The 13,539-nt window shown below is 71.3% G+C and carries 13 protein-coding genes; 6 read left to right on the forward strand and 7 right to left on the reverse strand.

Annotated features, from left to right (window positions below):
- The first annotated feature begins 185 nt into the window (after nucleotides 1–185).
- Both U3653_RS29365 and U3653_RS29370 read left to right on the forward strand, forming a co-directional pair.
- Complete coding sequence (locus U3653_RS29365) at nucleotides 186–902, forward strand: response regulator transcription factor (RefSeq protein WP_195081909.1); 717 nt, start codon at nucleotides 186–188, stop codon at nucleotides 900–902.
- Complete coding sequence (locus tag U3653_RS29370; protein WP_195081910.1) at nucleotides 899–2,431, forward strand: sensor histidine kinase; 1,533 nt, start codon at nucleotides 899–901, stop codon at nucleotides 2,429–2,431. The genes U3653_RS29365 and U3653_RS29370 overlap by 4 nt, the downstream gene beginning before the upstream one ends.
- A gap of 402 nt (nucleotides 2,432–2,833) precedes the next feature.
- Here U3653_RS29370 and U3653_RS29375 read toward each other — a convergent pair whose 3' ends face one another.
- The 3 genes from U3653_RS29375 to U3653_RS29385 all read right to left on the reverse strand — a co-directional run bounded on the left by U3653_RS29375 (nucleotide 2,834) and on the right by U3653_RS29385 (nucleotide 4,336).
- On the reverse strand, nucleotides 2,834–3,634 hold the full coding sequence (locus tag U3653_RS29375; protein ID WP_195081911.1) for a PIG-L deacetylase family protein: 801 nt from the start codon (nucleotides 3,632–3,634) through the stop codon (nucleotides 2,834–2,836).
- A gap of 22 nt (nucleotides 3,635–3,656) precedes the next feature.
- On the reverse strand, nucleotides 3,657–4,052 hold the full coding sequence (locus tag U3653_RS29380) for a hypothetical protein (RefSeq protein WP_323124395.1): 396 nt from the start codon (nucleotides 4,050–4,052) through the stop codon (nucleotides 3,657–3,659).
- An 80-nt stretch (nucleotides 4,053–4,132) separates the two neighbouring features.
- Nucleotides 4,133–4,336: a hypothetical protein gene (locus tag U3653_RS29385; RefSeq protein WP_195082131.1), complete on the reverse strand. Its 204-nt coding sequence runs from the start codon at nucleotides 4,334–4,336 to the stop codon at nucleotides 4,133–4,135.
- A gap of 278 nt (nucleotides 4,337–4,614) precedes the next feature.
- Here U3653_RS29385 and galE point away from each other — a divergent pair, with 278 nt between their 5' ends.
- Nucleotides 4,615–5,592 (forward strand): UDP-glucose 4-epimerase GalE, encoded by a 978-nt coding sequence (gene galE, locus U3653_RS29390; RefSeq protein WP_195082132.1) that lies wholly within the window; start codon nucleotides 4,615–4,617, stop codon nucleotides 5,590–5,592.
- Between the two features lie 374 nt (nucleotides 5,593–5,966).
- Nucleotides 5,967–6,527, forward strand: a complete 561-nt coding sequence (locus tag U3653_RS29395) for a hypothetical protein (protein WP_195081912.1) — start codon at nucleotides 5,967–5,969, stop codon at nucleotides 6,525–6,527.
- A 10-nt stretch (nucleotides 6,528–6,537) separates the two neighbouring features.
- Here the strand turns inward: U3653_RS29395 and U3653_RS29400 are convergent, their stop codons facing one another.
- Both U3653_RS29400 and U3653_RS29405 read right to left on the reverse strand, forming a co-directional pair.
- Nucleotides 6,538–7,863 (reverse strand): cryptochrome/photolyase family protein, encoded by a 1,326-nt coding sequence (locus tag U3653_RS29400; RefSeq protein WP_195081913.1) that lies wholly within the window; start codon nucleotides 7,861–7,863, stop codon nucleotides 6,538–6,540.
- Nucleotides 7,864–8,015: 152 nt separating this feature from the next.
- The gene (locus U3653_RS29405; protein WP_323124394.1) at nucleotides 8,016–8,639 is read right to left on the reverse strand and encodes a lipocalin family protein; all 624 of its coding nucleotides are present in this window, start codon (nucleotides 8,637–8,639) and stop codon (nucleotides 8,016–8,018) included.
- A 450-nt stretch (nucleotides 8,640–9,089) separates the two neighbouring features.
- Here U3653_RS29405 and U3653_RS29410 point away from each other — a divergent pair, with 450 nt between their 5' ends.
- Nucleotides 9,090–9,953, forward strand: coding sequence for a MerR family transcriptional regulator (locus U3653_RS29410; RefSeq protein ID WP_195081914.1), 864 nt, complete (start codon nucleotides 9,090–9,092; stop codon nucleotides 9,951–9,953).
- Between the two features lie 199 nt (nucleotides 9,954–10,152).
- Here U3653_RS29410 and U3653_RS29415 read toward each other — a convergent pair whose 3' ends face one another.
- Entirely contained in the window at nucleotides 10,153–11,502 is a 1,350-nt protein-coding gene (locus tag U3653_RS29415; protein WP_195081915.1) for a TIGR01777 family oxidoreductase, read from the reverse strand.
- A gap of 126 nt (nucleotides 11,503–11,628) precedes the next feature.
- Here U3653_RS29415 and U3653_RS29420 point away from each other — a divergent pair, with 126 nt between their 5' ends.
- Nucleotides 11,629–12,435 carry a nuclear transport factor 2 family protein gene (locus U3653_RS29420; RefSeq protein WP_195081916.1) on the forward strand — a complete coding sequence of 269 codons (807 nt, stop codon included), beginning with the start codon at nucleotides 11,629–11,631 and terminating at the stop codon, nucleotides 12,433–12,435.
- A gap of 80 nt (nucleotides 12,436–12,515) precedes the next feature.
- Here U3653_RS29420 and U3653_RS29425 read toward each other — a convergent pair whose 3' ends face one another.
- Nucleotides 12,516–13,436: a sterol desaturase family protein gene (locus U3653_RS29425; protein ID WP_195081917.1), complete on the reverse strand. Its 921-nt coding sequence runs from the start codon at nucleotides 13,434–13,436 to the stop codon at nucleotides 12,516–12,518.
- Nucleotides 13,437–13,539 lie beyond the last annotated feature (103 nt).

A 13,539-nucleotide genomic window follows, 5' to 3' on the forward strand; every position in this document is an offset into this window, starting at 1 on the left:
CGCCGCGTCCCACGACGCGGCGATATCGCGTTCCGCGGGTTCGAGGGCCGCGCGGCATCACTGTCCACGACCGCCCGGCAAGGCCAGCCGGGCGTTGCCCACGCACGTCTGCGGTGATCCCCGTTCACAGGAAACGTCCAGCTTGCTCGCAGGTTGCTCAGCGCTTGCGGCGCAACCATGGGTGCATGACCGGCACCGAACCCGAAGCCCGCGTCCTCATCGTGGACGACGAACCGATGATCATCGAACTGCTCGCCGTGAGCCTGCGGTTCCAGGGCTTCGAGGTGGCCACCGCGCTCAGCGGCACGCAGGCGCTGGACCGGGTGCGCACCTTCCGGCCGGACGCGCTCATCCTCGACGTGATGATGCCGGGCATGGACGGGTTCGGGATGCTGCGGCGGCTGCGCGCCGACGGGGTGAGCGCCCCCGTGCTGTTCCTGACCGCACGCGACGACGTCGACGACAAGCTCACCGGCCTCACCCTCGGCGCGGACGACTACGTGACCAAGCCGTTCAGCCTGGAGGAGGTCATCGCGCGTCTGCGAGTCATCTTGCGCCGCAGCGGAATACAGTCCGTCCAGGAGAGCGCCAACCGGATCGCGGTCGGCGACCTGGTGCTCGACGACGACAGCCACGAGGTGTGGAAGGCGGGCGCGCCGGTGTCGCTGTCGCCGACCGAGTTCACGCTGCTGCGGTACTTCATGGTCAACGCGGGCAAGGTGCTGAGCAAGCCGAAGATCCTCGACCACGTCTGGCGCTACGACTTCGGCGGCGACGCGGGTGTGGTCGAGTCGTACGTGTCCTACCTGCGGCGCAAGATCGACACCACCGAACCGAAGCTGCTGCACACGCTGCGCGGGGTGGGCTACGTGCTGCGTGAACCCCAGGCGAGCCGGACGTGAGCGCACGGGAGGAACTCGCGCGGCGGGTCTCGGCGGTTCCGCTGCGAATCGGGCTGGTGATCGTGCTGCTGCTGCTGACGGCGGCGGCGTTGTTCGCCTCGGGCGCGGCGGTGACCTCGGCGCTGAGCCGGTCGCTCACCCAGCGCACCGACGAGCAGCTCTACGACGCGGCGCGGTCCTGGGCGCAGCCGCGCCCGATGCGGCAGGTCACCACGAACGACGGTCGCACTCAATGGATTCCGGCCGACCTCCCGGCCGTGCCGGTGCAGCCGAGGTCGGCGGGCGAGCAGCCGCGCCGCTTCTTCGAACTGCGCACGGGAGCCGACGGGCAGGTGTACCAAGAGCTACCGGGCGCCAACAACGCCGCGGGCGCCCCTGAACTCGACGGCGCGAACACCCGCACGCCGCGGACGGTGGATTCCGCCGACGGTTCCTCGGTGCGCTGGCGTGTCCTGACCACCACCAACCAGTACGGTTCCACCACCATCGGCCTGCCGCTGACCGACAACCAGGAGACGGTCTCGCGGCTGATCTTCTTCGAGATCGGCACGGGAGCCGCGGCGCTGCTGGCCCTCGGCGCCGTCGGCTACCTGGTCATCCGGCGCAGCCTGCGGCCGCTGCGCGAGGTGGAGCAGACAGCGGCGGCCATCGCGGGCGGCGACCTGCACCGGCGCGTGCCGGTGCGCGGCGTCGACACCGAGGTCGATCATCTGGCGCGGTCGTTGAACGAGATGCTGGCGCAGATCCAGCACGGCGTGGCCGCGACCGAGGCCTCGGAGGAGGCGGCCCGCCGATCGGAGGCGCGGATGCGCCGCTTCGTCGCGGACGCCAGCCACGAACTGCGCACGCCGCTGACCACGATCCGCGGTTTCGCCGAGCTGTACCGCCAGGGCGCGAGCAGCGACGCGGGGATGGTGGTCGGCCGGATCGAGGCCGAGGCCGAGCGAATGGGACTGCTGGTCGAAGACCTGCTGTTGCTGGCGCGGCTGGACGAGAAACGGCCGCTGGAGCGCAAACCCGTCGACCTGCTCGCGCTCGCCGGTGACGCCGTGCACAACGCCAGGGCCATCGCCGCCCGCCAGAAACCCTCCCCCGACGCGCCGGATCGTCCGATCACGCTGGCGCTCGGCGACGGCGAGGGGACCATGGACGTCGTCGGCGACGAGGCCCGCCTGCGCCAAGTACTGAACAACCTGATCGGCAACGCACTCACCCACACTCCGCGGGAAACACCGATCACGGTGCGGCTCACCCCAGCGCCCGATCGCGTCCGCATCGACGTGATCGATGCGGGCCCCGGCCTGTCCCCCGACGCCGCGGCCCGGGTGTTCGAACGCTTCTACCGCGCCGACGCCTCACGCACCCGCGCCAGCGGCGGCACCGGCCTCGGCCTGTCCATCGTCCAAGCCTTGGTGACCGCCCACGGCGGACGGGTGTCGGTCGACAGCGAACCGGGATGCGGGGCGACCTTCACCGTGGTGCTGCCTCGGGAGCCCGTCGACACCGCCGGCGCGGTGCCGGCGCGGTAGGCGAGCTTCCGCGCCGAAGCCCGCCGCCGAGCCCGTGCTCGCCAGGTGTCGCCGTCGAGGACCGGTCGGCTTCCCTGTCGGCCCACAGGCCAGCCGGCGTGGTCCATCGGTACCACCGGAACGCGCAGGTCCACCGCAGAAAGGCGCCGGTCCGCCCGGGTCCACCGCGGAAGGAGCCGGTCCACCACAGGAACGCGCAGGCCCGCCGCAGAACGACCCGGCCCACCGGGACCCGCCGACGATCGTACGGCTCGGATCGGCGACCGCGATCGCATCGCGACCTGCGATGTAGTCGAATCGGCCTGGATCACCGACCCCTCGGCACCGCGCGCGTAGCGAGGTGGGTCGCGGGTGGTCTCGGCACACGGGTCGGCTCGTCACGAACCTCCGCACGCGAACCGCTCAGCGGGAGGCGGGCCGGAAGATGTCGTCGAGGGGAGGGCCGGAGGTAGGGGTAGCGCCTTCTTCGGCGTACCACTCCCACCGCATGACCCGGGCCAGCACCGAGGTCGGCATGCGCAGCAGCACCTTGGCGATGGCCGCGAAGCGGCTGGAGCCCTCGATGACCGACCGGTGGGCGGCCAGGGCGGTCTTGCGGCGGGCGGCGTGGGCGGAGACGTCGATGCGATGGGTGATCGCCGCACGCGGACTGTAGAGCGAGTCCAGAACCGATGAGTCGTAGCGGAAAGGAAAGCCCAGCCGTGTCAGTGAACGGACGAGGCGGGTGTAGCCATCGCGGGGCAGTGTGGCGTCCAGAACCCGCGCCACCCCGGCCAGTTCGGCCGCGCGCTTGCCCACCTGGTGCACGCGGACGTGGTCGCGATGCCCGTACCCGCCGTTGGCGTCGTAGCTGAGCAGGATCTCCGCGTTCTCCTCGCGCAGGATCGCGGCCAGCCGCCGCGCCGCGTCCTCGGGGTCGGCGCGGGCGAAACGCGTCCGGTCCGGCGGGTCGGCGTACAGCACCGCGCCGTGCCCGCTGTCGGCGTAGCCGAGGTGGGCCACTCGGTGCACGCCGAGGGCGGCGGCGCTGGCCTCCAGCTCATCGAGCCGCAGCGCCTTCCGGCCGTCCAGATCGGCCATGTGGCCGTCGGTGGCCACCACGATGACGGTGCGGTGCCCGGCGGCGGACAGCTCGGCCAGCGTCCCCCCGGTCAGCAGCGTCTCGTCGTCGGGGTGCGCGTGGAATGCCACAACGGTCGCCATCGCAACAGTGTGCCAAAGACATTCACACGAGGTCCCTTGCCAGCCTGGTCGCGCCGACCAGCATGTACCCGCCGGTCAGAGCGACCAGCGCGACCGCGGTGGGCCGGGGGACGTCGCCGCGCACGAGGCGCACCCCGCCGTGCGTCGTGTCGAGGATGTCCACCAGCAACGCCAGGCGCTGCCAGCGCGGCAGCTCCTCGGCGGGCGCGGTCAGATATCCGAGGCCGAGCGCGATCGCCCGCGCGCCGAAGATCCGGGTCATGTAGTCGAGTTCGGGCGTCGGCCGCACGCCCAGCGCCCTGCTCAGCGTCCGCGGAGCCACGAGCGCGGCCGAGCCGAGCGCGACCCGTCCGAGCGCAAGGCCGCGCAGCGCACCGGCCAGCGCCGAGCGGTGTTGCCGCATGCTGTTCGTCACCATGGTCCCGAGCCTGGCCCACAACGCCGATCAGGTCGATTACCCGCGAGGTAATCGACCTGATCGGCGGCGAGTCGACGGACTCAGGGCAGCGGGATCCACTGGTTGAAGAACCAGAATCCGTGCGGGCTCGGCTGCGGGTCCTGGTGGTGCTGTTCGGGAACCGGGCCGCGGCCGCGGTCACGGTCGTCGTGACCGGGATCCGCGCTCGCGACGCCCGCGCCGACGCCGACCGCCGCCAGAGCGATGCCTCCGACCGCCGCGGCCTTCGCCACCTTGGACTTCAACGCCTTCATACTCGTTCTCCTAGGTCCGGGCCCCTCGGGCCGCCGGCCGGACTTCGACCGTGAGAACGATCCTCGGCGCGGGATCTCGAGAGATCCCGGTAGTGCGCTGAGAAGTAGCTGACAACCGGGGCCGGTATCTCGAGCCAACGCACAGGCTCGGCAGAGCCGCCGGGGCGGATCCGGACGCGATGATGAATCCGAACACCGACCCGGCCGTCGGCGCGCTCGCCACGGCCTACCCTGAGGTCTTCGGCCAGCCATCCAAGGAGAGGACACCCGTGAAACTTCTCGTCACCGGCGGCGCCGGCTACATCGGCAGCGTCGTCGCGCACCAGCTCGTCGAAGCAGGCCATGAAGTGGAGATACTCGACGACCTGTCCACCGGCTTCGCGTCGAACCTCCCGCCGCGCGCGACGTTCCACGAGCTGTCGATCCACCGCGTCGCCGACGTGCTCACCCCGGCGGCAGGCTTCGACGGCGTGCTGCACTTCGCCGCCAAGATCGAAGTCGCCGAATCGGTCGCCAACCCCGAGAAGTACTGGTGGAACAACATCGAAGGCTCGCTCGCGCTGTTGCGCGCCGTTCGCTCCGCCGGCACCCCGCGCCTGATCTTCTCCAGCACCGGGTCGATGTACACCGGCGACGGCAGCACACCTTTCGACGAGAACGCCGAAGTGCGTCCGGCCAATCCCTACGCGGCGACCAAGGCGACGGTGGACATGATGATCGCGGGCGAATGCGGCGCGAGCGAGCTCGGCGCGGCGTCGCTGCGTTACTTCAACGCCTCCGGCGCCGTCGTCACCGGGGACGCGCGGCTGGGCGAGCGGCACGAGCCGGAATCGCACCTGATCCCGATCCTGCTGCAAACCGCTGCGGGACAACGTGATTCGTTCACTCTCTACGGGACCGACTACCCGACGCCGGACGGCACCTGCATCCGTGACTACGTGCACGTGGCCGATCTGGCCGCCGCGCATCTGCTGGCGCTGGAGGCCATCCGCCCCGGCGAGTACGAGGTGTACAACCTCGGCAACGGCAGCGGGTACTCCAACCGGCAGGTGCTCGACACCGTGCGCGAAGTCACCGGGCGCGATTTCCCGGTGCACTACGGCCCGCGCAGGCCGGGTGACCCGGCCGTCTGCGTGGCCGCGAGCGGCAAGGCGGGCGCCCGGCTCGGGTGGAAGCCACAGCGTCCCGACCTCGCCGACATCGTCGCCGACGCATGGGACTTCCACCGGTCGGGCTACGGCGGCTGATCGATCGGGAGGACGATCCGGCGAAGCTCCGTAATTCCCGGGCAACCTCCGCCGGCGAGCCCGGGAAGCACGGGTCGCTCAGAGAATGAGCAGAATCAGCGCCTTCTGCAGAGTGTCCACGATGCGGCCGATGGTGATCGCGATTTCGACGGTGCCCATGACAGGCCCCTTTCCTCCGATGCGGCAAATCCTCGACATCTCAATTCAAACCCGCGCGAACGGTATTCGCCAAGCTCACGCCGCCACACGTGTGGTCCAGGAGGGTTGATCCGCGCGGCCGTGCTCTTCGAATCATCTGTGTCGCGGCGCCTGCCGCGACCGTGGGGCCGATCATCGCCGCGCGCACGCCTTTCGATCCACCGTCAGGAGCACCTGTGACGTCCTCGCAACCGTTGGCCCGGAAACCCTCGCACGACTGCGCTCGGCATGCGGCGAGCACGGTCGGGCAAGCCACGGCGATCCTCGGCATGCTCCATCTCGTTCCCGCCGATCACGCCGCCGTTTACGCCGGGCTCGCGGCACTCGCCGAGGACGACACGTGCGAGCCGGACTGCGATCTCACCCGCGCTCTGCGCGCCGTGGTCGTCCATCTCGGGACGACAGCCGAGCTGACACACCGGCACAGTGTGACAGCGCTCGCGGACGAACTCGCCGAGCTCATCGGCATCGTCGAGGATTGCGGCCGGAGCACGGCCCGATCGTTCGCGGCGCCGTTGGATTCCGTTGGCGCGCAACGCTACCGCGCCGAGATCCTGCGACTCGCCCGCGATGCCGACGACGCGTTCCGCCGCTTGTTCGCACGGTGGTACTTCGACACCGACGATCCGGCGGCGGTGGCCGGGATGCGCGACATGGGCGACGAACTGGAGAACGTGGTGCGAGCCTTCGAGTCGGTCGCCGACGCCGTGCGGCGACCGAGCGCGCCGCGAAGGTGATCCGGGGCCGTCACATCCCGGCGACGTCGATGATCGGCGCCGGATAGTCCGCCGGATCGACCTGTTCGCGCCACGGCCGGTGGACGCGCGCCCCGGGCAGATGCGCCAGCTCGGGGATCCAGCGCCGGACGTACGCGCCGTCCGGGTCGTAGCGCTGCGCCTGGCGCAGCGGATTGAGCACCCGGTTCGGCCTGGTGTCGGTGCCCGTGCCCGCGACCCACTGCCAGTTGAGCTGATTGTTCGCCAGATCGCCGTCCACCAGCCAGCGCAGGAAGTGCTGCGCGCCCACTCGCCAGTCGATCCGCAGCGACTTGGTCAGGAAGCTGGCCGTGATCAGGCGGGCCCGGTTGTGCATCCAGCCCTCCGCGCGCAGCTGCCGCATCCCCGCGTCCACGACCGGGTGCCCGGTGTGTCCCTCCCGCCAGGCGTCGACGGCCTGCTGGTCGTCGCGCCAGCGGATCGAGCGGGGGCGATAGTCCGACCAGGCCGCGGACGGGCGAGCGGCCAGCAACTGATGGTGGAAGTCGCGCCAGGCCAGCTGCCGGGCGAACGCGTGCCCGCCCTCGGTGGCCATGTCGACCCGGTGCGCCAGCTCCACCGGCGACACGCAACCGAAATGCAGATACGGCGACAGCCGCGAGGTGGCGTCGGCGGCGAGGTCGTCGTTGTCGCGCGCGTAGTGCTCGACCGGCCCGGACAGCCAGTCCCGCACGATCTTGCGGCCCGTCGTCTCACCGCCCACGGCCAGTCGAGGCGACGTCGGGCCCGCGCACAGTTCGGCCGCGTCCGGCAGCGGCAGGCCGGCCACCGGCGGCACCGTGAGGCGGCGCGGCCTACCGAGCGGCTCGCGCCGCGGCGCGTCGGACCAGCGCCGGAAATACGGGCCGAAGACCGCGAAGTGATCGCGCCCGGTGGCGGGCAGCAGGGTCGCCGGATCGGCGACGGTGACGGTGGCGGGATGGGTGTGCAGCAGGCAGCCGCGGCGGGAGAGAAGCTCACGCAGCGCGCGTTCGCGCCTGCGGCTGTAACCGCTGACGTCGGCGGCGACGTGCACGCTCTCGGCGCGCACCTGCGCCACCAGGCGATCGACCTCGGCGGCCACGTCGCCGCGGCGCAGGACCAGGGCGCCGCCGACGGCGCGCAATTCGTCGTCCAGTTCGGCGAGGGCGGCGGCGAGGAACCGGGCGCGGTTCGGCGCGGCGAAGCGGCCGGAGAGGATGGCGTCGTCGAGGACGAACAGCGGCACCACCGCGGCGCCCGCCCGGTGCGCGGCGGTCAGCACGGGATTGTCCCGCACCCGTAGATCGCGGGTGAACAACGCGATCGTGACGGTCATCGCGCACGCTTCCGCAGCACGGCCCGGATGGTCATCAGCAAGTCCTTTCGCCGGAACGTGCTCGGCGCCCGTGAGGGCCGCGCCGCGGCGGCATCGGGCGGCTCAGCCCTACCGTCTGCGACGCGTCCCTCGCGAGCGCCGAGCACGCCGGATCAGCTCGCGCAGAGCGGGACGATGCGCGACTCACCGCCCGTGGTCGGGGAGGTCAGATACAGGCACGGGTTCTGTCCTGCCGCGACGATCGCGGCGCGCACCTGCTGCCATGCGTCCGCGTCGAGCGACGCGGCGCGCGCGAGAACGAATCCGGATGTCCGGCTCGGGTCGGTGACCACCGCCCACGAATAGTCCGGGCCGAGCGCGGTGACGATGTAGTTGGTCGGCCCGTCCAGGCGGTCCTGGGTCGGCACGCCGGGGAAGCTGACGTGCAATTGCGCCCCGGTCTCCCGGTCGTTGACCACCGCGGTGCCGGTGATCTCGTTCCGCGTGTTCGACCACGTGGTGCAGGTGTTGCGCACCGCGATGTTGCCCTGCGGATCGAGCGCGTAGTTCGCCTGCGTGTCGCGCGCGCAGGCGAGATTGAAGTACTGCGGGACGGCGGCGAGCTGACGCCACGTGCCCAGGTACCGGTCCAGTTCCAGGCGCGGCACCGGCGCGGGCCCGGCGACCGCGCCCGGTTCACCGGAGGCGCCGCCCGCGGCCAGCGCCGTGACGGACAGCGCCGACACCACCCCGACGAGCAGGCGGGTCGACGTACGCAGCAGGTTGCGACGGTGCACGCTGACTCCTCGTAATCGGCGACGCTGACCACACTAGCATAAACGATGCATAATTGATGCATCCAGTCCTTCTGGAGGAACGATGACGCCGACAGCAGCGCCCCGTCTCGCGGGCACGGCCGGGCTCGGACGCCCGCGCCGCTGCGCCACGCCGCAGGCCGACAACCTCGGCGCACCGCAGCCACCCCGTCGGCCATCCACCGTTCTCCGGCGGCGCCGCGTCGGCGCGAGGACCGTTCTCCACCGAGAGTCGCCGGTCCTAGTCGCTGCGATGCTCGGATGCCGTCGCACCGGGGACGCCGCCGCACTCCACTGCCGTGAACCGCGGTGGCCGCCGCGCATTCGCGCGCAACGGCTCGCCGCGCGAGCGAGGGTGACGTGACGCCGCCGCCCGGGCCCACCGACCGGCCGGGTGGAACGGATCTCGTCGGCGGCGGGCAGAATGGGGCGATGCCCGCCGGTCCCGTCCCCGTGTCCGACGCGGCCGGATACACGGTGCGCGCGGTCGCCGAACGTCTCGGCATCCCGACCGCGACGCTGCGCAGCTGGAACCGCCGCTACGACATCGGCCCGCCGCAGCATCGCCCGGGGAAACACCGCTTGTACACCGAGGCCGACATCGCCATGCTCGAGCGGATGCTCACGCTGATCCGCACGGGCGCGAGCCCGGCGGGAGCGGCCGCCGCGGTGCGCGGGCCCGCACCCGCTCTCGGCCGCCGCGAAGCGCTGCTGGAGGCGGCCTTCGCGTTGGACACCACCGCGGTATCCGACCGGATCGAAGCGCACGTCCGCGCGTTCGGCGTGGTGGACACCTGGAATCTGTTGTGCCGTCCCGCTTTCGCCGACATCGTCGAGCGCCAGCTCAGCGGTGAGGGCTGCATCGATGTGGAGCACTTGCTGTCCTGGTGCGTGATCTCGGTGCTGCAGCGGACGAATCCGCCGTCGGCGCCCGCCGGGACTACGCCGGTGGTGCTCGCCTGCACCAGCGGAGAAACGCATTCGCTTCCGCTGGAGGTGCTGCGCGCCGCCCTCGCCGAACGCGGTGTGGGGGCGCGGATGCTCGGCGCCGACGTGCCCGCCGCCGCGCTCGCCGACACCCTGGCCCGATTCGACCGCCCCGCCGCCGTGCTGCTGTGGTCGCAGCAGGAGTCCACCGCGCTGACCTCCGCGGTGCGCGCCTGCCTCGGCGCGGGCGCACGCGTCCTGGTCGGCGGCCCCGGATGGGAGGCGGTCTTCCTCCCGGACGGCGTGGAACGCGTCGACAGTCTCCTCGACGCCGCGGATCTGCTCGCTGTGCGCGCGTCCGACGGATGACGCCGGGCCGAACGACCGCCGGACGTCTCGCTGCGACATCGTCGTCGCAAGTCGGCTCGATGGCCCATGCCCCAGCAACTCACGCGGACACAGCCGAATCCCGCCGATAGTTTCCGCCGGCTGTCCGGCTACGCCCGGCCGAATCCAGAGCGCCCCTTCGTCCAGCGCATCCGGCTTCCACCCCTGATCATCGCCGTGGTCAGTCCGCAGTCCTGCCGAGCAGATGCCGCAACGCCGGTTCCAAGGAAGGGGTACGGAACCGGTGACCGGCTGCGGTCAGCCGCGCGGGCACGACGCGCTGACAGGCGGACGCCACCTCCCGGTTGCCCTCCCGGCCCAGCAACAGCGCCGGACCGAAACCTGGAACCGGGAACAGCGCGGGCCTGCGCAGCACGCCCGCGAGGATCTCGGCGTATTCCGCGTTCCGGACAGGTTGCGGCGCAACGGCATTGACCGCCCCCGACAATCCGGTGTCCCAGAGCGCCCGATGGTAGACGTCGATCAGGTCATCGATCCCGATCCACGACAGCCACTGCCGACCGCTACCGATGCGCCCGCCGAGCCCGGCCGCGAACAACGGCCGCAACAACCGCAGCGTGCCCCCACGCGGGGACTGCACGATCCCGGTACGCACACGCACCACCCGCACCCCCGCTTCCGCCGCCGACGCCGTCGCCGCCTCCCACCCGTCGACCACGCCGGCGAGGAAGCCCGCACCGCGCGCCGACTGCTCGGTCAGCGCCTCGTCGCCCCGGTCGGCGCCGTAGTAGCCGATCGCGGAGGCACTCACGAACACCGGCACCCCCGCCGCGGCCGCTACCTCGGCGAGGCCGCGGGTTGGGCCGATCCGGCTGTCGGCGACGGCACGCTTGTGCCCCTCGGTGAACCGGCCGGCGATGGAGGCTCCGGCCAGATGCACCACCGCGTCCACCCCGTCGAGCAGGTCCGGCGCGGGATCGGCCGTGTCCCAGCGCCTTTCGTTCCCGGCGCGGGGCGGGTGCCGGACCAGCCGCAGCACGCGGTGCCCTCCGGTGGACAGGAACGCGGCCAGCGCCGAACCGACCGTGCCGGACGCTCCGGTCACCGCGATGGTCTTGGACACGAAACCTTCCCGCGCCGCCCGCGCGTGCGCCGCGAGATCGTCGGCGAGCTGACGGTGGCGGTAGGCGAACATGGGCCGCAGCACCGCGGCGGGCACCGGCGCGTCCACCCGGTCCACCACCCGGGTGCGCGTCTCGTCGACGACCTCGAAATCGTGGGTGTGCCGCCACGGGAGCAGTCCGGCGGGCAGCGACCCGATGCCGTCGACGGTCACCGCGTCGACGAACCGGCGTGGCGGGTCGTACTCGCGGGAGTCGTGCCGCGCCACCCAGCGCAGCCCGCCGGGCAGTCCGAGCACCGCCTGCCCGTCGCAGAGCGAGTCCGCTTCCGCGCGCGGCGACACCGGTTGCCATGGCGGGGCAAGGCGAGTGAGAGCGCCGGGGCGCGCGTGCCAGGCGAACACCTCGGAGCGGGGTAGATCGATGACGCTCGCGTACTCGATACCCATGTCCCGACTGTAGTCCGCACCCGACTCGATGCAGCGTTCCCGCATCGTTTCTCGCCATCGAGACGCCGGAATTAGAACTTGTTCTACCATTGGTCCAGACCTGATCACGTCGACGGAGGTTCCGCCATGCCGCTGGATCATTCGGGCGCAGCGCTGCTGACGGCCGTCGAAGCGTCGCCACGAGCGGTCGCGGCGCACGACAAGTCCGCGTGGGTCGGCCTGTTCGCCCCGGACGCGGAGGTCAACGACCCGGTGGGCTCCCGCCCGCACATCGGCCGCGCCGCCATCGAACGCTTCTACGACACCTTCATCGGGCCGAACACCATCGCGTTCCGGGTAGACCGCGACCTGGTCCATCCGCCGATGGTGGTGCGCGACCTGACCATCGTCACCACGATGTCGACCGGCGCCACCGTCTTCGTCCCGATGCATTTGCGCTACCGGCTCGTCGAGCAGGACGGCGTCTGGAAGATCGCCTACCTGGCCGCGCACTGGGAGCTGGCGGGCATGATCCGGCAGCTGCTGCGCACCGGGCTACCCGGCATCGCCGCCGCGGTGAAGCTCGGGCCGCAACTGGTCGTCAATCAGGGCGTCGGCGGAGCACTGGGCATGCTGCGGGCGCTCGGCGGCGTGGGTGGTCGCGGAAAGCGGGCTACGACAAGGCTTTTCGCCGCCGCGGCGAGCACCGACCTGAGCCGTGTGCGCGAGCTGCTCGGGCAGCGGGCCGACATCGAACTGCCCGCGGGCACACCGGTGTCGGTGGAGGAATTCACGAATCGAGCTCGCAACATGCGCTGGAGCAAGGTGATCGCGGCCGGGCGTACCGTCACGGCGAGTGTGCGGCTCGGCGCGGTATCCGGAGTGGCGGTCGTGGAGTTCGCTCAGGGCGGCGACGGCATCGCGAGTCTGCGGTTCTACCTCGATCCCGCCTGATCCGGGCTGAGGTCACCTGCGGCACGCGCTCGGCATGCCGGAGCCGGACGGCTCGCACCGCCCGGCTCCACAGCGGTCGATCAGGACGCGAGCTGCACGGCTGTGACGCGCTCCTCGGGCGACGGCTCCGCCACCGCGGCGGGCGGCGCGGGGTGCTCGGTCCAGCCGGGCGGGCCGAAGATGTACCCGAGCCGCCCGCGCCAGGTGCTCGCGCCGCGCACGTCGCGGATCAGCGCCGCGAGTTCGTGGTAGTTGACCTTCAGCGGATTGTCGGTGCCGATGTTCTTGGTCAGGCCGTAGCGAACCGGTTCGGACTCGGCGGCGAAGCTGCCGAACATGCGGTCCCAGATGATGAGGATGCCGCCGTAGTTCTTGTCGATGTAGGGCTTGTTGGAGCCGTGGTGCACACGGTGGTGCGAGGGGGTGTTGAACAGGAACTCGATCGGGCGCGGCAGCGTCTTCACCCGCTGGGTGTGAATGGGGAACTGGTAGAGCAGCCCGATGCCTTGCAGCAGGAAGATCATCCAGGCCGGGAAGCCGAGCAGCGCGGCGGGCACCCACGCCAGGCCGCGCAGGATGTTGGGGACCGGATGCAGCCAGGAGAGGCGGATGGCGGTGGAGAGGTTGAAGTGCTCGCTGGAGTGGTGCACGTTGTGCGCGGTCCACATCAGCCGCACCCGGTGATCGGCGCGGTGGGCCCAGTAGTAGCACAGATCCGTCACGATCAGGCCGAGCACCCAGACCCACCACGATCGCGGCGACAGGTGCAGCGGCGTGACCGCCGCGGCGACGACCACCGCCGAGAACGGCACCACGTACTGCATCAGCGGCTTGGTCAACCGGCCCAACGTGAACGTCGCCACGTTGGAGGCGGTGTCGCGGGCCGAACCGCCGTTGCCGGATCGGTCGGGATCACGCCGGTAGGCGATCCACTCGACCAGCATGAGCACCGCGAATGCTGGTATGGCATAGGTCAGCAACTCGAACTCCACACGGCCCATGGGTACTCCTTCGTCGTCTGCCGTCGGCCTCCGACGCTACGGGCTCGTGCCTGGGAAAACATCGCGCCGCCGAGGGACTTCGCGTCCCTCGCGCGGGGGACGC

Origin of the sequence: Nocardia implantans (assembly GCF_035544775.1) — a bacterium.
GTDB lineage: Bacteria > Actinomycetota > Actinomycetes > Mycobacteriales > Mycobacteriaceae > Nocardia > Nocardia implantans.